This window comes from Pseudomonas sp. FP603, from assembly GCF_030687415.1.
Taxonomy (GTDB): domain Bacteria; phylum Pseudomonadota; class Gammaproteobacteria; order Pseudomonadales; family Pseudomonadaceae; genus Aquipseudomonas; species Aquipseudomonas wuhanensis.
Genome location: NZ_CP117431.1, coordinates 2,901,791 through 2,922,236, shown reverse-complemented (window position 1 = coordinate 2,922,236; position 20,446 = coordinate 2,901,791). Strand labels below are relative to the sequence as shown.

Here is a 20,446-nt window from a genome sequence, read left to right as displayed (position 1 = left end):
CAACATTTATGTCGCCTGACACACCGCATTCGCGGGCAAGACCGCTCCCACAGGTTCCGTGACCAGCATTAGCCCGCCGGTGAGTTCATCGTCCGGCAAAGCGCAACCGCGACAGCATGCGCAGATCGCCCTCTTGGTAATAGTCATCGGTCCAACTGTCATCCGGAGCCAACGGCCGGACCTGCTTGAGTTGCAGTTTCTTTGCAAAGTAACGGAACCGGTAATGCTCGTAAAAGCGCAGCAGTTCCAGTCCGTAACGATCGGCCAGGTCGGTGTCGCCACGGATGATCAGGTAGTTCTCGTCATTGCCGTTGCTGGCTGCGGCGCTGAGGTTGTGGCTGCCGCTGATGATGGTCGGTGTGTCGGTGGTGAAGTCGACGACGATGGCTTTGGTGTGCACCAGCAGGTTGCCCTTCTGGCCTTTCATGTTTTCCTTGAGCCAGCCTTCCAGGCCCGTATTGAGCAGCGCGGTGGCGGCAAATTGAGCGGTGCGGTCGGCGTGAAAACCGGTGATGCGGCTGACGGTGTTTTGCAGGCCATAACGCAAGATGTCGTCGTGGGGCTGGCCGAGCAACGCGTTGAGCACTTCGTCCGGCAAGGCGAACGCCGTGACAAACAGCAGGTCTTTTTTGGCTGACTCGATGATGTCAACGAACTCACGCAAGTCGCCCTGGCCCGAACGCGGTGAGAAGCCGGCGAACAGCGCCTGATCCGGCTGCATCGGATTGTTTTCCGTGAGCCATTCCCGGGTGGCGCCGACGTCCGTCGGCGTGGCCCAGACTTGCTCGAAGGTTTGCAGATAACTGGCACTAACCCGAGCGTCGTCCAGCACATGCACAACGTTGGCCTGACGATAAACGCCGTTGGCGGTGAAATTGGTGCTGCCGCAGAGTACCGCTTCGGGCTGATTGCTGCCCCGCCGCGTCGAGCCGGCTCAGGACCATGAACTTGTTGTGAAAGATGTTGTGGGTGACCCGCCCGCGCTTGTTCGCCGCCGGGATTTTTTCCAGGCTGGCTTCGTTCAGCGCCGTGGTGTCTTCGTCCGGTTGGGCGTGGTACAGAATCCGAACCTTTACGCCGCGCTCGAAGGCGGCGTTCACCGCATCGACGATCACCTTCAACTGGTATTCATAAATCGCGATGTCCAGCGCCCACTGACCATCCTCGGCCCGCTCGATGAACCCCAGCAAGCGTGCGAGCAGACCGTTTTCCAGCCATTGCCGCGGCGCGTCGGGCCAGGCTTCGATGGGCAGTTTTTTGTTGGCGGTGAGCAGCGCATCGAGGTCGGCGAATTTACGCTGGAAGGCCTGACTCGCGGCCACCGCCCGATTGAAGAGGACGCTCTGGTCCGCTGGAAAACCATTGTCCGTGGTGAGCGTCACTTCCAGAAACTCACCCAGCTGCGGTGCATCGGCAGTGCCGTAGGCCAGGTGAACCCGATAATGGATCGTCACACCCGGATTGACCGCGTAATCGGCCCAGCGAAACTTCTGCAACGGCGCGGTATCACTGGGGGTGGCGCGAAACTGGGGGAACGTATGGGTTTTGCCAGGGAAGGTCAGGCTGTTGAACAGAAACAGCCAGGGTTTGCTGCCTTGCTGTTTCTCGATGGCGAAACCCAGCAGACCTTTGCGACGGTGTTCGGCCACGTCGATGGCCAGCAACACACCGTTAGTGCCAGCGTAGGCTTTGACGCGAAAATCGTCCTGGTCGTTGCGGGCTAGAACACGCATGGGTCACTCCTGTGATTGGCTTGCTTACAGCAGCATAGGGCAGCGATGCAGATGAACTGCGATTATCCGATTCCGAGGTGATGCCATCGCGAGCCTGCTCGCGATGGGGTCAATACTGTCAGCACAACACTCAACCTGAAATCAGCTCATCGATATGTCGATAATCAACCTGCAGCTGCGCTGCCAACACCTTTGCCCGGCCAAGATGAATCGGCCCGCGCTCAATGTCGATCAGCAGCCCCGGGCAATCCAGCGCCGGTAACGTTGACCATTCCTTCACCCGCCCATCCGTCACCAGCAGCAGCCTTTGTTGTTCTGCCGGGAAGCGTTTTTGCCGAGCCATCAACCAGCGCCCCGCCTCACCCAGCGCCGCCAGCATCGGCGTACCACCGCCGGCACCGAGCCCGTCGAGCCAGTCGCGTAAGCCCGTGGAGGCTTTCAACCCTTGCACCTGCCACTTCGGCACATGGCCGCTGGCGGTCAGCAAAGCCAGTCGCGCACGCTGCCGATAGGCATCGTCGAACAGTTGCGCCAGCAGGCCCTTGGCATCGCTCAACGCTTGATGGCGTCGGGTCGAGGCCGAGGCATCGACGATCACCAGCCACAGTTCGTGTGGGGAGCGAGTGCGCAGATGAAACAACACATCGTCGCGCTGACGCGGTCGGCCATTGAGCAAGGTGCCAGGCCAATTGATCGATCCGTTCAGGGCTGCGTGACGCTTGCCCTGTTTACCGTGATCCAGCCGTCCTGCGCGGGGTCTGGCATTCGCCCCCGCGTCCGATCGAGGGCGAATGCCTAAGGCTTTTTTGGCCAGCTCGGCACGTCACGTCGAGCGCCGACCGGCAGCGCCTGGGCGGGCATTTCGCCCCACTGGCCCTGGCCTTCGCTTGGGTTGGGATTCTGGTTAGAGAGCGGCTGCGGCGCCTGGGATTGTTGCGGCGCCGGGGGCGAGTGTTCGCGACGGCGATGGCGCAAGGCAAACTCGGCGACCGCGTCGATATCGTCCTCGCTGATCGCGTTCGCTCCGCGCCAGGCCGCATGAGCCCGGGCGGCGCGCAACCAGACCAGATCGGCTCGCAGGCCATCGACGCCGGCAGCAAAGCAGCGCTCGGTAATCTGTGCCAGCGCGGCATCGTCGAGGGGAATGTTCGCCAGTGTCGAGCGCGCCTTTTGGCAACGCTCGCGCAGTGCGTGTTGCTGGCTTTCCCACTCGGCGCAGAATCCTTGCGGGTCGCTGTCGAAATCCAGTCGACGACGAATGATCTGACCGCGCTCGGCGGGTGCGGTGTGGCCACTGAGGGCGACGTTCAGGCCAAAGCGGTCGAGCAGTTGCGGACGCAACTCGCCCTCTTCCGGGTTCATGGTGCCGATCAGCACAAACTTCGCCGAATGCCGATGGGAAATCCCATCGCGCTCGATCAGGTTGGTGCCACTGGCGGCCACGTCGAGCAGCAAGTCCACGAGGTGATCGGGCAGCAGATTGACTTCATCGACATACAACACGCCGCCGTCGGCCTTGGCCAGTACGCCGGGGGAAAACTGTGCGCGGCCTTCGCTCAAGGCCGCGTCGAGATCGAGGGTGCCCACCAGCCGTTCTTCGGTGGCGCCTAGCGGCAAGGTGACGAATTGACCGCTGGCCAACAGGTCCGCCAGGCCTCGGGCCAGGGTGGATTTGGCCATGCCCCGTGGACCTTCGATCAGCACGCCACCGATTTTCGGATCGATGGCGGTCAGGTACAGGGCGAGCTTCAAGTCATCGGCGCCGACCACGGCGGAGAGCGGGAAATGGGGGGTGTCGGTCATGTTCAAATCTCAGTCATGGTCGGTGGCAGGCACACCTTGTACCTGTGGGAGCGTGGCTTGCCCGCGAAGGCGTCCGCTCAGTCGAAATCAATATTGACGGTGAGGGCCTCTTCGCGGGCAAGCCTCGCTCCCACAGGTTAGCGGTGCCACAGAGTTACCCGTCTTCTTCTATATCCAGCAACAAATTCTCCAGCGCCTCGCGGTACTCGCCCGGCTCTTTCCACATCCCCCGCTGCTGCGCTTCGAGCATGCGCTCGGTCATGTCGCGCAAGGCATGGGGATTGTGTTCGCGGACAAACTCCCGGGTCGCTGGATCGAGCAAATAGGCGTCCGCCAGCAACGCATATTGGTGATCGTCGATCAACTGCGTGGTGGCGTCGAATGCAAACAGGTTATCGATCGTCGCCGCCAGTTCGAATGCGCCTTTATAGCCATGGCGCTTGACCCCGTCGATCCATTTCGGATTGGCCGCGCGGGAACGGATCACCCGGTTCAGCTCTTCCTTCAAGGTGCGAATCTTAGGCAAGTCCGGCTGACTGTGATCGCCGTGATAACTCGCCGCCGCTTCACCGCTGAGGCTTTCGACGGCCGCCAGCATGCCACCTTGGAACTGGTAGTAGTCGTTGGAATCGAGCAGGTCATGCTCGCGGTTGTCCTGGTTTTGCAGCACTGCCTGCACCTGGCTCAGACGCTGGGCGAACTGTTCGCGGGCGGCGGTGCCTTCATCGGAGCCGCCGTAAGCATAGCCGCCCCAGTTCAGGTAAACCTCGGCCAGGTCTTCACGGCTTTGCCACAAGCGACCGTCGATGGCGCCCTGCACGCCCGCGCCGTAAGCACCCGGTTTGGCCCCGAAGATGCGCCAGCCAGCCTGCCGCCGCGCCGCGTCTTCATCCAGACCGGATTCCAGCAGCGCTTCTCGCTCGGCGCGGACTTTGGCCGCCAACGGGTTAAGATCGTCCGGTTCATCCAGCGCGGCGACCGCTTGCACGGCGGCGTCGAACAGCCGGATCAGGTTGGCAAAGGCATCGCGGAAGAATCCGGAGACGCGCAAGGTCACGTCCACGCGCGGGCGGTCCAGCAGGCTCAACGGCAGAATCTCGAAGTCGTCGACGCGCTGACTGCCAGTGGCCCACACCGGCCGCACGCCCATCAGCGCCATGGCCTGAGCGATGTCGTCGCCGCCGGTGCGCATGGTCGCGGTGCCCCAGACCGACAGGCCGAGCTGACGCAGGTGATCGCCATGATCCTGCAAGTGCCGCTCAAGAATCAGGTTCGCGGATTGGAAGCCGATGCGCCATGCGGTGATGGTTGGCAGGTTGCGCACGTCCACCGAATAGAAGTTGCGCCCGGTGGGCAGCACGTCCAGACGACCGCGACTCGGTGCGCCGCTAGGCCCGGCCGGGACGAATCGACCGTTGAGGGCGTCCAGCAAGCCGCGCATTTCCGCCGGGCCGCAGGCGTCCAGGCGTGGGGCGACGACTTCGCGCAGGCTGTCGATGATGACGTTTACTTCAGACCAACCTGCCTCCTGTGGGAGCGTGCCTTGCGGATGACTCAGTAGTTCGACCTCGGCATTCAAAATCTGCCCGATCAGCTGCGCGGCGAACAGTTCAAGACGTTCACGGGTATCCCCCGCTGTGCGCCAGACGTCATCGCTGATCAATAACAAGGCATCCGGTCGAGGTCCACCCCAGGGCTCGGCCAGCGCGCAATCCAGCGGATCAAACCCCAACGCAAATGCCTTGGCCAGCGCCCGCAGCAAGCTCGATTGCGCCCCACGGCCATCGCCGCGAGGAATACGCAGCAAAGCCAATAAGGTGTCGATACGCAATCGCCCGACCGGCGACTCGCCAAACACATGCAGGCCGTCGCGGATTTGCGACTCCTTCAAGTCGCACAAGTACGTGTCCAGACGCGGCAACCAGATCGCCGCGTCGGCGTCACTGTCGAGCTTCTCGTCCAGTTGCAGTTCACGGTCGATGTGCGTGTCGCGCACCAGTTGCAGAATGTCGCGTTGCAGCTCCCGGGCGCGGCGCGGATCGAGCAATTGTGCTTCGTAATACTCGTCGGCCAACAATTCGAGATTGCGCAGCGGACCGTAGGTTTCAGCGCGGGTCAGTGGCGGCATCAGGTGATCGATGATCACCGCTTGGGTACGGCGCTTGGCCTGGGCGCCCTCGCCCGGGTCGTTGACGATAAACGGATAGATGTTCGGCAACGGCCCGAGCAACGCGTCTGGCCAGCAATTTTCCGACAGCCCGACGCCTTTGCCCGGCAGCCATTCGAGGTTGCCGTGTTTGCCCACATGGATCACGCCGTGGGCGCCGTAGGTGTTGCGCAACCAGAAGTAGAACGCCAGATAGCCGTGAGGCGGCACCAGGTCCGGGTCGTGATACACCGCGCTCGGGTCCACCTGATAACCCCGGGCCGGTTGAATGCCGACGAAGGTCAGGCCGAAGCGCAGACCGGCAATCATCATTCGTCCGCCACGAAACATTGGATCGTTTTCGGGCGACCCCCATCGTTCCAGCACCGCTTGGCGATTGGCCTCGGGCAGCGCGTCGAACATCAGGTTGTAGTCGTCCAGCGCGAGGCTTTGATGGCAGGGACGCTGGTCGAGGGTGTCGAGGTCGTTGCTGACGCCGCCGAGCAACTGCTGGATTAGCGCGGTACCGCTGTCCGGCAACTCGGCCGGCAACGGATAACCTTCGGCGTGCAGGGCGCGCAGGATGTTCAATGCCGCAGCCGGGGTGTCGAGACCGACGCCATTGCCGATGCGCCCGTCGCGAGTCGGGTAGTTGGCGAGGATCAGGGCGATGCGTTTTTCGCCATTGGGCACGCGCGCCAGATCGATCCAGCGTCGTGCCAGTTCTGCGACAAAATCCATGCGCTCCGGTTGCGGCCGGTAGCAGACCACGTCGGATTGACTGCGCTCACTGCGCCAGGCCAGGTCCTTGAAACTGATCGGCCGACTGATAATCCGCCCGTCCAGCTCCGGCAGTGCGATGTGCATTGCCAGGTCACGGGGACCGAGGCCCTGCTCGCTGGCACGCCAACCGGGCTCGTTGTCCTGGGCGCAGATTGCCTGGATGACCGGGATGTTGCGACGAAACGGCCGCAGGTGCGGCGCTTCGGGGCTGGACTGGGCGAAACCGGTGGTGTTGAGAATCACCCCCGCTTCGACTTCATCCAACAGCTCCTCGACCACTGTCAGGCAGCCGGGCTCTTTCAAGCTGGCCAGCGCAATCGGCAACGGGTTCAACCCCGCCGCTTGCAAACGCTGGCAGAAAATATCGATGAAACCGGTGTTCGCCGCCTGTAAATGCGAGCGGTAAAACAGCACCGCCGCCACCGGCTGATCAGCTTGCCAGTCGGCTTGCCAATCGCTCAGTTCAGCGGGGCTTTTTTGCGGATGGTAGATTGCGGTGCGTGGCAGGGTTTGCGGTTCGGCCCATGGGTAGTCGCGGCCCAGCCAGCGATTGGCGAGGCAGCGAAACAGGTCGAGCGCGTTGGCCATGCCGCCCTGACGCAGGAAGTGCCAGAGCCGGTCGCGGTCTTGCGCGGTTACGGTGCTCAGGTCACTGAGTTCCGGGTCCGGGCGATCGTCCCCCGGCACCAGAATCAGTTGCACGCCGCGCTGGGACAATTCCACCAGACGCTCGATGCCGTAACGCCAATAGGCGATGCCGCCGTGCAGCGAGATCAGAATCACCTTGGCGTGGCGCAGCACTTCGTCGACGTAGAGATCGACCGAGGCGTGATTCTGCACCTGCATCGGGTTGGCCAGGCGTACGCTCGGGTAATCGTCGGGCAACTGCTGCGCCGCTTCGGCGAGCAGCGCCAGGCTGGAATCACCGCTGCACAGGATCACCAGCTCGGCGGGGGTTTGTCCAAGGTCGGCAATGTTGTCATCCGACACGAAACCGCCGGGCTGGGTCCTGAGCAGGTGCATGATTTAAACGCTGAGCGCAGCGCGCAATTGCGCTTCGAGCTGGGCGGCGTCCAGCGCCTGACCAATCAACACCAGTCGCGTGGTGCGTGCCTCTTCGGCGCCCCACTGACGGTCGAAGTGTTTGTCGAAACGCGTGCCCACGCCCTGGATCAGCAGGCGCATCGGCTTGTTCGGCACCGCCGCGAAACCTTTGACCCGCAGAATGCCGTGCTGGACCACCAGTTGCGTCAGCGCGTCCATCAGCAGGCTTTCGTCGGCTTGGGGCAGCTCGATCGAGATGGAATCGAACGCGTCATGGTCGTGGTCGTCTTCGCCTTCATGGTGATGATCGTGATGGCTGTGGCGGCTGTCGATGTGTTCTTCTGAACCGGCGCCGAGGCCGATCAGCACGTCCAGAGGCAAACGACCGCTGCTGGCTTCGATGACTTTCACCGCTGGCGGCAGTTCTTCGGCGACTTCCAGGCGCACACGGGCCAGGTCTGCGGCGCTGATCAGGTCGGCCTTGTTGAGAATCACCAGGTCGGCGCTGGCCAGTTGGTCGGCGAACAGCTCGTGCAGCGGCGATTCGTGGTCCAGGTTCGGGTCGAGTTTGCGCTGGGCATCGACCTGATCCGGGAACGCAGCGAAGGTGCCAGCCGCGACAGCCGGGCTGTCGACCACGGTGATCACCGCGTCAACCGTGCAGGCGCTGCGGATTTCTGGCCATTGGAAGGCTTGAACCAAAGGCTTTGGCAGGGCCAGGCCCGAAGTTTCGATGAGGATGTGGTCGAGGTCGCCGCGACGAGCGACCAGTTCGCGCATCACCGGGAAGAATTCTTCCTGAACCGTGCAGCACAGGCAGCCGTTGGCCAGTTCATAGACGCGACCGCTGGCTTCTTCTTCGGTGCAACCGATCGAGCACTGCTTGAGGATTTCGCCGTCGATGCCCAGCTCGCCGAACTCGTTGACGATCACCGCGATACGGCGGCCCTGGGCGTTGTCGAGCATGTGGCGCAGCAAGGTGGTTTTGCCCGAGCCGAGGAAGCCGGTAACGATGGTGACGGGGAGTTTGGCCAGTGTTTTCATCGGATGCCCTTTGGCAAGGTGGCGGGCATACGGGACGACGACTGGCAACGCGGGCGCGCGTGCCTGAAGAGTTCGCCACCGGATCACCCCGCCCGGTTGAAAGTGAGAATCTGTTTCGAGGCAGGTCTCCTGGCTGACGGTGTGCCAATCGTTCGACTGGCGTTTGCTGCGCCTTCCCGCGAACCTGATGGATCAGGGCTTGCAGTGGCGTGGCAGCGAACATCACCGTTCACAGTTGCGGGGGCAGCCGCGGCATCGACCGCGTTCCCTTCTTAGCTTCGGCAGACACCGAAGAACCTCGAAAGCGCAAGGCTACGCATCGTGTGGGGGCGGGTCAATGTCCATGCCGCGTTCTGTGGCGGCTGGGATGACGCCATCGCGGGCAAGCCCGCTCCCACAGTTGATCGCATTCCCTTGTGGGAGCGTGGCTTGCCCGCGATGCAGACGACCGGGTTCCGAGTTGAGAACCCCTGCCAATTGACGCCCAACCCCCGCCCATGCTCTCCTACACGCCTTGTTACGGGTGCCCTTCACAGGGTGAAACGGGAAACCGGTGAATCATGTGCTTTACTCTAAAGCCATGTCAGTCCGGTGCTGCCCCCGCAACGGTAAGCGAGTGAAGCGTCAGATCCACTGTGCCCGTCATACGGCATGGGAAGGTGATGCTTGCAGGTCCAGGCGTTAGCCCTGCCCCTCGCGAGCCCGGAGACCGGCCCGCAACACAAAGTGACTTTTACGTTCACTGAATAACAAACCCGCGGTGGGCGGGCGCTGTTCGAAATCTCTGCGTGCCCCGGCGTGCGGAGGTTTTCATGCGCTCTATTCACCCGCTGACAGACCAGAGGGAAGCGCCATGTCGATCATCAGCAGCACCGGCAGCAACACCGATAAGAGCATCGCCAGCACCACCACGACCCTGAGCCAACGCCTGACCGCCGCTTTTTGTGCGTCGATCCTTGGCGCGTGCCTTGTGTATTTCGCCGGTTTCTCGCACATCGAAGCGGTGCACAACGCCGCGCACGATACCCGTCACAGCTCCGCCTTTCCGTGCCATTGAGACCTGTTGACATGATCAAGCGTATTGCGCAAACCGCAGGGTTCACCGGGCTGCTGGCCGCCCTGCTGCTGACCCTGCTGCAAAGCTTCTGGGTAGCCCCGCTGATTTTGCAGGCCGAGACCTACGAAAAATCCGAACCGGCCGCTGTTGAAATCCACGAGCACGCCGCGGGTGCTGTCACCGCTCACACTCACGATGCGCAAGCCTGGGAACCTGAAGACGGCTGGCAGCGCGTGCTGTCGACCACCGGCGGCAATCTGGTGGTAGCGGTCGGTTTCGCCCTGATGCTTGCGGGTCTCTACACCTTGCGCGCTCCACGCCGTACCTCTCAGGGCCTGCTCTGGGGTCTGGCCGGTTATGCGACGTTCGTGCTGGCGCCAACCCTCGGCCTGCCACCTGAACTGCCAGGCACTGCCGCGGCGGATCTGGCGCAACGGCAGATCTGGTGGATTGGTACTGCCGCCTCCACCGCTGTCGGCATCGCGCTGATCGTGTTCAGCCGCCACTGGCTGATGAAGATCCTCGGCGTGGCGATTCTGGCCGTCCCGCACGTCATCGGCGCGCCACAACCGGAAGTCCATTCGATGCTGGCGCCGGAAGCCCTGGAAACGCAATTCAAAATCGCTTCGCATCTGACCAACGTGGTGTTCTGGCTGGCCCTAGGCCTGATCAGCGCCTGGTTGTTTCGCCGCAAAAGCGATGGCCAATACTCCGCATGACTGACGTCAGCGCAGCGCCGACCTTGGTGGTCGGCCTGGGCTGCCAGCGCGGCTGCCCCGTCAGCACGCTGCGGGCGCTACTTGATCAGGCGTTACAGGCCCATCAAATCGAGCTTCGTGAGATCAAGGCCTTGGCCAGTATCGACCTCAAGCGCGAAGAACCCGCCCTGATCGAACTGGCTGAGCAACTGGCGTTGCCGCTGATGTATTTCAGCAGCGAACAATTGGCCGGTTATGAACCGCAACTCAGCCACCACTCGGACATCGCGTTCGAACGCACCGGCTGTTACGGCGTAGCGGAAAGTGCCGCGCTGGCACTGGCCGAACAATTGGCTCAGGCACCGGCAAAGTTGCTGATTCCACGACAGAAATACGCCCAGGCCACCCTGGCATTGGCCAGCGCCGCGTAAAATCCCCGATAATCCCCGCCTTCGATCATGAGCAATCTTCATCTGAAGTGTGCCCATGCCCTTTTTCTGACAGGAAACGACGATGACCGTCTACTTCATTGGCGCAGGCCCCGGCGACCCGGAACTGATCACCGTCAAAGGCCAGCGGCTGATTCGTAGCTGCCCGGTCATCATCTATGCAGGCTCCCTCGTGCCCGCCGCCGTGCTGGAGGGTCACCGGGCCGAACAGGTGGTCAACAGCGCCGAATTGCACCTGGAACAGATCATCGAGTTGATCAAGACCGCCCATGCCAACGGCCAGGACGTGGCCCGGGTGCATTCCGGCGATCCGAGCCTGTACGGCGCGATTGGCGAGCAGATTCGCTACTTGCGTGAACTCGACATTCCTTTCGAAATCATTCCTGGCGTCACCGCCACTGCCGCTTGTGCGGCGCTTTTGGGTGCTGAACTGACCTTGCCGGACGTGTCACAGAGCGTGATTCTGACCCGCTACGCCGACAAGACCGCGATGCCGGCCGGGGAAGAACTCGGTAGCCTGGCGCAGCATGGGGCGACCATGGCGATCCACTTGGGGGTCAATCATCTGGAGAAAATCCTCGCCGAACTGCTGCCGCACTACGGCGCCGATTGCCCGATCGCGGTGATTCATCGGGCGAGCTGGCCGGATCAGGATTGGGTGGTGGGGACGCTGGCGGATATTGCCGGGAAGGTTCAAGCCAAGGGATTTCGCCGCACGGCGCTGATTCTGGTGGGCCGGGTGTTGGGCAGCGATCACTTTAGTGAGTCGTCGTTGTATCGCGCGGGGCATGCGCACCTCTACAGACCCTGAGATGATCGTTCCCACGCTCTGCGCGGGAATGCCTCAATGGACGCTCTGCGTCCGCTCTTGGGACGCGGAGCGTCCCGGGCTGCATTCCCACGCAGAGCGTGGGAACGATCAAAAAAAAACGGTGCTCACGGGCACCGTTTTTTTATGTCGCAGCGAACACCTTAGTAGTAGGCGTTTTCTTTCTGCGTGTGGTCGGTCACGTCACGAACGCCCTTGAGCTCGGGAATACGCTCGAGCAAGGTGCGCTCGATGCCTTCGCGCAGGGTGACGTCTGCCTGGCCGCAGCCCTGGCAACCGCCGCCGAATTTCAGCACCGCGATGCCGTCTTCGACCACATCGATCAGGCTGACCTGACCGCCGTGGCTGGCCAGCCCCGGGTTGATCTCGGTTTGCAGGTAGTAGTTGATGCGCTCGTTGACCGGGCTGTCGGCGTTGACCATCGGTACTTTGGCGTTTGGCGCCTTGATGGTCAGCTGGCCGCCCATACGGTCGGTCGCGTAGTCGACTACCGCATCGTCCAGGAATGCTTCGCTGAACGAGTCGATGTAAGCGGTGAAGCTTTTGAGCCCCAGCGCCGTGTCTTCAGGTTTTTCTTCGCCCGGCTTGCAGTAGGCAATGCAGGTTTCGGCGTACTGGGTGCCAGGCTGGGTGATAAAGACGCGGATGCCGATACCCGGGGTGTTCTGCTTGGAGAGCAGATCAGCCAGATAATCGTGGGCGGCGTCGGTAATGGTAATAGCGGTCATGGAAACTCCTCGCAGGCTTGGACGCAGTTTACGCCAATCATCGCGCCGGACAAAGTCCTAGTATTTTTGTCGGGAAAGATGCGCTGATCGATGATCCTCTGATCACCGCAGCCCCCTCGCCACAGGTCGCTCCTACAAGGGTTCGGCAGTGCGTGTTCAGGCTTTCAATCAAAGATTCTCGTAGCGGTTCATATCCAGCACGCCCTCTTCCACCGGGTCGGTGTCGTGGATGTAGCGGCTCAGATCATGGAAATACTGCCAGAACTGCGGATGGCTGCGGCGAATGCCCCAGCGTTCGACGATTTTCTCGAAACTGGCGGCGTCCCTGGCATTTTCCATCGCGTCGACGAACGCGGGCACTTGCCCGGCCGGGATGTTGAACATGAAGTTGGGGTAGCTGCTGAGTACCCCCGGATAAATCGTCAACGTATCGAGCCCTGGCTGATAGCGCAGCGATTCACCGAGCAGGAACGCCACGTTACTGTGGGCGCGATTGCGCAGCAGGCTGTAGACCTCGCGCTTGCCGCTTGGGGTCTCGATGCGCAACATCGTGGCTTCTGGCAACTGATCGATGACCTTCAGCCCCGCAGCCGGACGTGAAGTCAGGTGGCTCAAGGCCTGTTCGGCGTTCTGCAAGGCCAGATCGATGTTCGGCCGCGAGCAGTAAGCGCCATCGCAGCGGTTGATCGGGTCAGTCTTGGCATTGAGTTCGCCGTACCGGGCCAGCAACTGTAGGGCGAAATCGCGTTTGGGGTCCTTTTCGTCCAGCGTCAGCGCCGTTGGTTTGTCGTTATCGATGTACTCATAATCCAGCCACATCTTGAACTTGCCACCGTTCTGATACCAATCGTCGAGGTAACCGTCCCGTGAGTCGGCCGGCATCAGACGCAAGAAGTTCTGCTCGGCACCGTTGCGAATCAGGTCGAAGTACAGCCGGGTCTGTGCCTGATGGGAGACGTTGCCGAACACATCGAAGTTGACCGCCAACTGGTAATACGTACGCTCCAGCAACGGGTAATCGAACAGCCAAATGGTTTGCGGGACGTCACCGATCAGGCCTTTGTTCACCGAAGCGCTGTCGAAATGCCGGAAGATGCTCAGCAGTGCGTTGTCATTGCCGGCCCACAGGGTCGACCAGCTCGGTGCCGGCAGGTCAGCGTAGCTGTCGCGGCGCAAGGCTTCGTATTCGTTGCGTTTGTCGCGGTAGGCGTGCCACAAGCTCAGGACGCTGCCGACGTCATCGTTCTGCCCCGGCATCGCCAGCAACGGCGTGGCCTGGCCACGATAGTTCGGGTCGGTGATGTAAAGGTCATGCTCCGGGGCCTGGAACAACGCCCAGAAGTTGTCGCGAATCACGTCGGTGGCGATCTGGCCGCGGCAGACCGGGCCACGAATAAAGGTGCGCACAAAGTACTCGGCGTTATCGAGCATGAACTGGTAACGCGCCTGGGCCGGGATGGCCTCAAAGGTCGTGAACGGATTGGCCCGTCGCTCCGGCCCGTAACCTGGCAGCGCATTGACCTGCCAATTGCCGCTGTAAAACAGGCTTTTGATCCGCGCCATCTTCGCCGCGCTCAGCGGATAGGTGATGTGGGTCTTGTGCACGATCACGCCTTGCACCGGCCATAAACGGTAATAGACCTGAGTGCCCGGATCGTCATTCGGACGGCGGGTGTTGATCAAATCAATTGGCTGCCCCGTCGGCGTGCGCGAACGTACCCACTGAAAGAAATGCCCCGGCTCGCCGTCCTTGAAATAGAGGTGCGCCAGAAACCAGTGCTCGAACAACCAGCGCCCCACCAGACTCTCCCGGGCGCCCGGCGCGTTGAGCAGGTTCTCCCACTGCACCACCTGCAAGGCTTCCCTGGCGCTGGGCACCAGGCCCTGCTCATCGATTGGCGCACCGGAGGCCAGCCAGCGTTGCAACGTCTGGTATTGCTGATCGGTCAGGCCGGTGACCGCCAGCGGCATGCCTTCTTTCGGGTGGGAGCTGGTATAGCCGTCGAACTCCGCCGGCATGGCGCACATATTTTCCCGGTTCAGGCCCAGGACGATGTCTTCCGGCAACTTGGCGTTGGGTTGCAGCGGGGTTTTGTGCCCCAATTCAAGCATGCGCGCCATCAGTGCCGCCTGACTGCCCTGGGCGTCGAGCACTGAATAAAAGCCCTTTTGCTGCCAGGCACGCTTGCCGAAGGCGTCATAAAACAGCCGGGTCGGCGCTGCGGCCTGGCTGCGATCGCCGTCATAGACCGGCGCCTTCGTTGCACCTCGGGCCGCCCCTTCGCCACTGCCCAGATTGAGCTGACAGGCGGAGTCGTAGCAGGCATGGCAGGCCACGCACTTTTCGGTGAAGATCGGTTGAATGTCGCGGACGTAGGAAATATCCGGACCTTGCGCAACGGCGCCCCCGCTTAAAAACAGCATCAATAGGCTGGTGACGACGCGATACGACATATCCCTGGTCCTGATCATGAGAAAAACGCCGCGATTCTACCGGTCTGGGCCGCGCCCCAACATGAACGATATTCATGCAAAACCCGCACATGCTCCAAAAGCGCACAGGTTTGTTATTATCCCGCCCCTTCGTCATGGCCTTACCGAGTAGTCCAAATGTCCGATCGCAGCGTTCGCCTTCAAGCTCTCAAGCACGCCCTCAAAGAGCGCATCCTGATTCTCGATGGCGGCATGGGGACGATGATCCAGAGCTACAAGCTCGAGGAGCAGGATTACCGTGGCAAACGCTTCGCTGACTGGCCGAGCGATGTCAAAGGCAACAACGACCTGTTGGTGCTGACGCGCCCGGACGTGATTGGCGGCATCGAGAAGGCCTACCTGGACGCCGGCGCCGACATTCTGGAAACCAACACCTTCAACGCCACCCGGATTTCCATGGCCGATTACGGCATGGAAGAACTGGCCTACGAACTGAACGTAGAAGGCGCACGCCTGGCCCGCAAGATTGCCGATGCGAAAACCCTCGAGAACCCGGACAAACCGCGCTTTGTCGCCGGCGTGCTCGGCCCGACCAGCCGCACCTGCTCGCTGTCGCCTGACGTGAACAACCCCGGCTACCGCAACGTGACCTTCGATGAACTGGTGGAAAACTACACCGAGGCCACCAAAGGCCTGATCGAAGGCGGCGCCGACCTGATCCTGATCGAAACCATTTTCGACACCCTCAACGCCAAAGCGGCGATCTTCGCTGTGCAGGGTGTTTACGAGGAGTTGGGCGTCGAGTTGCCGATCATGATTTCCGGCACCATCACCGACGCCTCTGGCCGTACCCTCTCCGGCCAGACCACCGAAGCATTCTGGAACTCCGTGGCCCACGCCAAGCCGATTTCGGTCGGCCTGAACTGCGCCCTCGGTGCAAGCGAGTTGCGCCCGTACCTGGAAGAGCTGTCGAATAAAGCCAACACCCATGTGTCAGCGCACCCGAACGCCGGCCTGCCGAACGAATTCGGCGAGTACGACGAACTGCCAGCGCAAACCGCCAAGGTCATCGAAGAGTTCGCCCAAAGCGGCTTCCTGAACATCGTCGGCGGCTGCTGCGGCACCACGCCGGGCCACATCGAAGCCATCGCCAAAGCGGTGGCCGGTTATGCGCCACGTGAAATCCCGGACATTCCCAAGGCTTGCCGCCTGTCGGGCCTGGAACCGTTCACCATTGATCGCAGCTCGCTGTTCGTCAACGTCGGCGAGCGCACCAACATTACCGGTTCCGCCAAATTCGCCCGTCTGATCCGTGAAGACAACTACACCGAAGCCCTGGAAGTCGCCCTGCAGCAGGTCGAAGCCGGCGCCCAGGTGATCGACATCAACATGGACGAAGGGATGCTCGATTCGAAGAAGGCGATGGTGACCTTCCTCAATCTGATTGCCGGTGAACCGGACATCTCCCGCGTCCCGATCATGATCGACTCCTCCAAATGGGAAGTGATCGAAGCCGGCCTCAAGTGCATTCAGGGCAAGGGCATCGTCAACTCGATCAGCATGAAGGAAGGCGTCGAACAGTTCATTCATCACGCCAAACTGTGCAAGCGCTACGGCGCCGCCGTGGTGGTGATGGCCTTCGACGAAGCCGGCCAGGCCGACACCGAAGCGCGCAAGAAAGAAATCTGCAAACGCTCCTACGACATTCTGGTCAACGAAGTCGGCTTCCCGCCGGAAGACATCATCTTCGACCCGAACATCTTCGCCGTGGCCACCGGCATCGAAGAACACAACAACTACGCTGTGGACTTCATCAACGCCTGTGCCTACATCCGCGATGAACTGCCGTACGCCCTGACCTCCGGCGGCGTGTCGAACGTGTCGTTCTCGTTCCGTGGCAACAACCCGGTGCGCGAAGCGATTCACTCGGTGTTCCTGCTGTATGCGATCCGTAATGGCCTGACCATGGGCATCGTCAACGCCGGTCAGCTGGAGATCTACGACCAGATCCCTACCGAGCTGCGCGATGCCGTCGAAGACGTGATCCTCAACCGCACCCCGGAAGGCACCGACGCCCTCCTCGCCATCGCCGACAAGTACAAAGGTGACGGCAGCGTCAAGGAAGCCGAGACCGAAGAGTGGCGTAACTGGGACGTCAACAAGCGTCTGGAGCATGCGCTGGTCAAAGGCATCACCACCCACATCGTGGAAGACACCGAAGAGTCGCGCCTGTCCTTTGCTCGCCCCATCGAAGTGATCGAAGGCCCGCTGATGTCCGGCATGAACATCGTCGGCGACCTGTTCGGCGCCGGTAAAATGTTCCTGCCGCAAGTGGTGAAATCCGCCCGCGTGATGAAACAGGCCGTGGCCCACTTGATTCCGTTCATCGAACTGGAAAAAGGCGACAAGCCGGAAGCCAAGGGCAAGATCCTCATGGCCACGGTCAAGGGCGACGTGCACGACATTGGCAAAAACATCGTCGGCGTGGTGCTGGGCTGCAACGGCTACGACATCGTCGACCTTGGCGTGATGGTGCCGGCGGAGAAGATCCTGCAAGTCGCCAAGGAACAGAAATGCGACATCATCGGCCTGTCCGGTTTGATCACGCCTTCTCTGGACGAAATGGTCCACGTGGCCCGCGAGATGCAGCGTCAAGACTTCCATCTGCCCTTGATGATCGGTGGCGCGACCACCTCCAAGGCGCACACGGCGGTGAAGATCGAACCCAAGTACAGCAACGACGCAGTGATCTACGTCACCGACGCCTCCCGCGCCGTGGGTGTGGCGACGCAGTTGCTGTCCAAGGAGCTGAAGGCCGGTTTCGTCGAGAAGACTCGCCTGGATTACATTGACGTTCGCGAGCGCACCGCCAACCGCAGCGCCCGTACCGAACGCCTGAGCTACCCGGCGGCCATCGCCAAGAAGCCGCAGTTCGACTGGGGCAGCTACGAACCGGTCAAACCGACGTTCACCGGCGCCAAAGTGCTGGATAACATTGACCTGAAGGTGCTGGCCGAATACATCGACTGGACGCCGTTCTTCATCTCCTGGGACCTGGCCGGTAAATTCCCGCGCATCCTCAAGGACGAAGTGGTCGGTGAAGCCGCCACCGCGCTGTACGCCGATGCCCAGGAAATGCTCGCCAAGCTGATCGACGAAAAACTCATCAGCGCCCGTGCCGTGTTCGGCTTCTGGCCAGCCAACCAGGTGCGTGACGATGACATCGAAGTCTACGGCGATGACGGCAAGCCATTGGCCAAGCTGCACCACTTGCGCCAGCAGATCATCAAGACCGACGGCAAACCGAACTTCTCCCTGGCCGACTTCGTTGCGCCCAAAGACAGCGGCGTGACCGACTACGTGGGTGGTTTCATCACCACCGCCGGGATCGGCGCCGAAGAAGTGGCCAAGGCCTATCAGGATGCGGGCGACGACTACAACTCGATCATGGTCAAAGCGCTGGCCGACCGCTTGGCCGAGGCCTGTGCCGAGTGGCTGCACCAACAAGTGCGTAAAGACTACTGGGGTTACGCCAAGGACGAAACGCTGGATAACGAGGCGCTGATCAAAGAGCAATACACCGGCATCCGCCCTGCTCCGGGCTACCCGGCCTGCCCGGATCACACCGAGAAAGCCACGCTGTTCAAGCTGCTGGACCCGGAAGCGGAAGAACTCAAGGCCGGCCGCAGCGGCGTGTTCCTCACCGAGCACTACGCCATGTTCCCGGCGGCAGCGGTCAGCGGCTGGTACTTCGCGCACCCGCAGGCGCAGTACTTCGCCGTGGGCAAGATCGACAAGGATCAGGTGCAGAGTTACACCTCGCGCAAAGGTCAGGAGTTGAGCGTGACCGAGCGCTGGCTGGCGCCTAACCTGGGTTACGACAACTAACCCCCATCCCCTGTGGGAGCGAGGCTTGCCCGCTATGGGCGCGCCGCGGTCTCACAGGGAAATCGCATCATCGTTCATCGCGGGCAAGCCACGCTCCCACAGGTTTCGGGTGTATTGTCTATGCTTACCTCTCATGCATTGATGACGGGGGATTTATGGACGATCCAGTCGACAACAACAAGCCACCGACCTTCTGGCAGATGCTGCACAGCGTCATGGCGGCGGCGTTCGGGGTGCAGAGCGGGAAGAACCGGGCTCGGGATTTCACCCACGGCAAGCCGAGTCATTTCGTGATTCTGGGGATTCTGTTCACGGCGGTGTTCGCGTTGACGCTGTTTGGCATCGTCAAACTGGTGGTGCACCTGGCGGGTATCTGAACCGGCTCAGTGCATCAGGGTTTGCAAGCTGAACGGGTAGCGATACGACGTCGGCCGGCCCTTGGCCGAGAGTTTCCGGAAATCCACGGCGTAATCCTGAGTAGTACTCAACGCCAGCAACCGCTTGGCTTGCGCGTGATCGATCAGCTGCAACAACGGAATCTGCCGGTCGCGCCCGCCGTACTGGCTGACATCCACCCCCAGGTCGTAGTCATGCAGTTGCACCAGGGCCCAACCACCCAAAGTGAAGTGCCCGCCCAACAGCACACTCAACCGCCCTTCCAGCAGCGCCTGTAACGCGGTCGGTGAATTGTTGACGGCGCTGAACAGCACGTCCTTGCCGGGTTGGCCGCCCGTTTCGGCGCAGGCCTGCATGGCACCAAAGGCCATTTCATCGTTGGCCGACCAGACCAGCGACGTCTGCGGATAACGCTTGAACAATAACCTGGCCTGTTCATAGGCGCGCTCGCGGGTCCAGCCGCCATAAACCAACTGGCGCAACCGCACTTCAGGGTGTTCGGCCAATGCCCGCATCATGCCCTTCTCACGCTGTTGCGCGGCTGGCGTGATCTTCAGGCCGGAGAAGGCCACGAGGTCAATGACCTGACCGGGCGCGACCGGGCGATGCAGGCGAATCAGCTCCTTGAGCATCAAGTAGCCGCCCTCCTCATTGTTAGGCACCAGGCTGCCCAACCAGTCGGGATACTTGTCCGGCTGGTCGCCGAGCAGACGCATCTGGTCTGCGGTCAGGCCGTTGTTGACCAAAAACAGCTTCACACCGCTGCCTTGAGCCAGGCGCAGGATTTCGGGCGCGACGTACAGTTCGTTGACGAACACCAGATAGTCCGGTCGATTCGGCCCTTGCAGGGCTTCGCGGGCCTGCTTGAGTGTGGTTTCAGCGTTTCGCTCGGAATACTGGATGTGCAAATCCATGCCCAGGTTCTTGGCCGCGGCCTGCATGAACTGCGAGTAACTGACCCAGAACACCTCTTGGGTGGTTCCTGGATTGAGGAACAATACGGATGCGGCCTGGGCACACGGTCCCAGGACCGTACCAAGCGCCAGCACTACACCACAGAAGAACTTCAACATTAAACGTCCGAGCCCCAGAAAATCCGCCGCGCATTATAGCCAGCGAAGTTCCTTGAAACGGGGCTTATTCCGTTTTTTGTCCGACAATCGTCGGCACCGGCCCGGACGAGGTCGTTTACTGATGGCTGACCCAGAACACCGCTGTGCCCACGACCAGGATGATCAGGAACAAAATCGCCCAGGCATCGACCGTGCTATCGCTTTTCCCTGCTTTGGTTGGGTTGCTCATTGCATCGCCTCTTGTCGGTTTTATCGGTGATTGCATAAAGACTCGAGCACAGTTAAGACGATGATTGCCCGCACCACAAATGTGGGTTTTGCCCCCATGAACTTCATTAGTCG

13 protein-coding genes, 1 pseudogene and 2 riboswitches are annotated in these 20,446 nt (G+C 61.4%); of the genes and pseudogenes, 6 read left to right on the top strand and 8 right to left on the bottom strand.

Going from position 1 to position 20,446, the window contains the following annotated elements; translation table 11 throughout:
• Window positions 1–85 precede the first annotated feature (85 nt).
• The 5 genes and pseudogenes from PSH65_RS13640 to cobW form a co-directional block, all read right to left on the bottom strand.
• Window positions 86–1,733: pseudogene (locus PSH65_RS13640) on the bottom strand (phospholipase D-like domain-containing protein).
• Window positions 1,734–1,863: 130 nt separating this feature from the next.
• Entirely contained in the window at window positions 1,864–2,409 is a 546-nt protein-coding gene (locus PSH65_RS13635; protein ID WP_305426650.1) for a VWA domain-containing protein, read from the bottom strand.
• Window positions 2,410–2,528: 119 nt separating this feature from the next.
• On the bottom strand, window positions 2,529–3,536 hold the full coding sequence (locus PSH65_RS13630; RefSeq protein WP_305426649.1) for an ATP-binding protein: 1,008 nt from the start codon (window positions 3,534–3,536) through the stop codon (window positions 2,529–2,531).
• Between the two features lie 154 nt (window positions 3,537–3,690).
• Complete coding sequence (gene cobN / locus PSH65_RS13625) at window positions 3,691–7,488, bottom strand: cobaltochelatase subunit CobN (RefSeq protein WP_305426648.1); 3,798 nt, start codon at window positions 7,486–7,488, stop codon at window positions 3,691–3,693.
• Window positions 7,489–7,491: 3 nt separating this feature from the next.
• Window positions 7,492–8,553: a cobalamin biosynthesis protein CobW gene (gene cobW / locus PSH65_RS13620; RefSeq protein WP_305426647.1), complete on the bottom strand. Its 1,062-nt coding sequence runs from the start codon at window positions 8,551–8,553 to the stop codon at window positions 7,492–7,494.
• A gap of 101 nt (window positions 8,554–8,654) precedes the next feature.
• Window positions 8,655–8,869, bottom strand: a riboswitch (cobalamin riboswitch).
• A 188-nt stretch (window positions 8,870–9,057) separates the two neighbouring features.
• Window positions 9,058–9,286: riboswitch (cobalamin riboswitch) on the top strand.
• Between the two features lie 120 nt (window positions 9,287–9,406).
• Here cobW and PSH65_RS13615 point away from each other — a divergent pair.
• From PSH65_RS13615 to cobM, 4 genes are all read left to right on the top strand, one after another.
• Entirely contained in the window at window positions 9,407–9,610 is a 204-nt protein-coding gene (locus tag PSH65_RS13615) for a CbtB domain-containing protein (protein WP_305426646.1), read from the top strand.
• 11 nt (window positions 9,611–9,621) lie between these two features.
• Window positions 9,622–10,329 (top strand): CbtA family protein, encoded by a 708-nt coding sequence (locus PSH65_RS13610; RefSeq protein ID WP_305426645.1) that lies wholly within the window; start codon window positions 9,622–9,624, stop codon window positions 10,327–10,329.
• The gene (locus PSH65_RS13605; protein WP_007898224.1) at window positions 10,326–10,739 is read left to right on the top strand and encodes a cobalamin biosynthesis protein; all 414 of its coding nucleotides are present in this window, start codon (window positions 10,326–10,328) and stop codon (window positions 10,737–10,739) included. Before PSH65_RS13610 ends, PSH65_RS13605 begins: the two co-directional genes overlap by 4 nt.
• Window positions 10,740–10,821: 82 nt before the next feature.
• The gene (gene cobM, locus PSH65_RS13600) at window positions 10,822–11,568 is read left to right on the top strand and encodes a precorrin-4 C(11)-methyltransferase (RefSeq protein WP_305426644.1); all 747 of its coding nucleotides are present in this window, start codon (window positions 10,822–10,824) and stop codon (window positions 11,566–11,568) included.
• A gap of 161 nt (window positions 11,569–11,729) precedes the next feature.
• Here the strand turns inward: cobM and nfuA are convergent, their stop codons facing one another.
• Both nfuA and PSH65_RS13590 read right to left on the bottom strand, forming a co-directional pair.
• Window positions 11,730–12,314 (bottom strand): Fe-S biogenesis protein NfuA, encoded by a 585-nt coding sequence (gene nfuA, locus PSH65_RS13595; RefSeq protein WP_007898222.1) that lies wholly within the window; start codon window positions 12,312–12,314, stop codon window positions 11,730–11,732.
• A gap of 168 nt (window positions 12,315–12,482) precedes the next feature.
• Window positions 12,483–14,768, bottom strand: a complete 2,286-nt coding sequence (locus PSH65_RS13590) for a fatty acid cis/trans isomerase (protein WP_305426643.1) — start codon at window positions 14,766–14,768, stop codon at window positions 12,483–12,485.
• A 156-nt stretch (window positions 14,769–14,924) separates the two neighbouring features.
• On the opposite strand from PSH65_RS13590, the gene metH reads away from it, so the two are divergent.
• Both metH and PSH65_RS13580 read left to right on the top strand, forming a co-directional pair.
• Window positions 14,925–18,635, top strand: a complete 3,711-nt coding sequence (metH, locus tag PSH65_RS13585) for a methionine synthase (RefSeq protein WP_305426642.1) — start codon at window positions 14,925–14,927, stop codon at window positions 18,633–18,635.
• 155 nt (window positions 18,636–18,790) lie between these two features.
• Window positions 18,791–19,012: a DUF2970 domain-containing protein gene (locus PSH65_RS13580; protein WP_038982938.1), complete on the top strand. Its 222-nt coding sequence runs from the start codon at window positions 18,791–18,793 to the stop codon at window positions 19,010–19,012.
• 6 nt (window positions 19,013–19,018) lie between these two features.
• Here the strand turns inward: PSH65_RS13580 and PSH65_RS13575 are convergent, their stop codons facing one another.
• The gene (locus PSH65_RS13575) at window positions 19,019–20,104 is read right to left on the bottom strand and encodes an ABC transporter substrate-binding protein (RefSeq protein ID WP_305426641.1); all 1,086 of its coding nucleotides are present in this window, start codon (window positions 20,102–20,104) and stop codon (window positions 19,019–19,021) included.
• Window positions 20,105–20,446 lie beyond the last annotated feature (342 nt).

Bases quoted from the DNA above. Each gene is read 5' to 3' on its own strand.
- PSH65_RS13630 (WP_305426649.1), bottom strand. From the start codon at position 3,536: ATGACCGACACCCCCCATTTCCCGCTCTCCGCCGTGGTCGGCGCCGAT.
- cobN (WP_305426648.1), bottom strand. From the start codon at position 7,488: ATGCACCTGCTCAGGACCCAGCCCGGCGGTTTCGTGTCGGATGACAAC.
- cobW (WP_305426647.1), bottom strand. From the start codon at position 8,553: ATGAAAACACTGGCCAAACTCCCCGTCACCATCGTTACCGGCTTCCTC.
- PSH65_RS13615 (WP_305426646.1), top strand. From the start codon at position 9,407: ATGTCGATCATCAGCAGCACCGGCAGCAACACCGATAAGAGCATCGCC.
- PSH65_RS13610 (WP_305426645.1), top strand. From the start codon at position 9,622: ATGATCAAGCGTATTGCGCAAACCGCAGGGTTCACCGGGCTGCTGGCC.
- PSH65_RS13605 (WP_007898224.1), top strand. From the start codon at position 10,326: ATGACTGACGTCAGCGCAGCGCCGACCTTGGTGGTCGGCCTGGGCTGC.
- cobM (WP_305426644.1), top strand. From the start codon at position 10,822: ATGACCGTCTACTTCATTGGCGCAGGCCCCGGCGACCCGGAACTGATC.
- nfuA (WP_007898222.1), bottom strand. From the start codon at position 12,314: ATGACCGCTATTACCATTACCGACGCCGCCCACGATTATCTGGCTGAT.
- PSH65_RS13590 (WP_305426643.1), bottom strand. From the start codon at position 14,768: ATGTCGTATCGCGTCGTCACCAGCCTATTGATGCTGTTTTTAAGCGGG.
- metH (WP_305426642.1), top strand. From the start codon at position 14,925: ATGTCCGATCGCAGCGTTCGCCTTCAAGCTCTCAAGCACGCCCTCAAA.
- PSH65_RS13580 (WP_038982938.1), top strand. From the start codon at position 18,791: ATGGACGATCCAGTCGACAACAACAAGCCACCGACCTTCTGGCAGATG.
- PSH65_RS13575 (WP_305426641.1), bottom strand. From the start codon at position 20,104: ATGTTGAAGTTCTTCTGTGGTGTAGTGCTGGCGCTTGGTACGGTCCTG.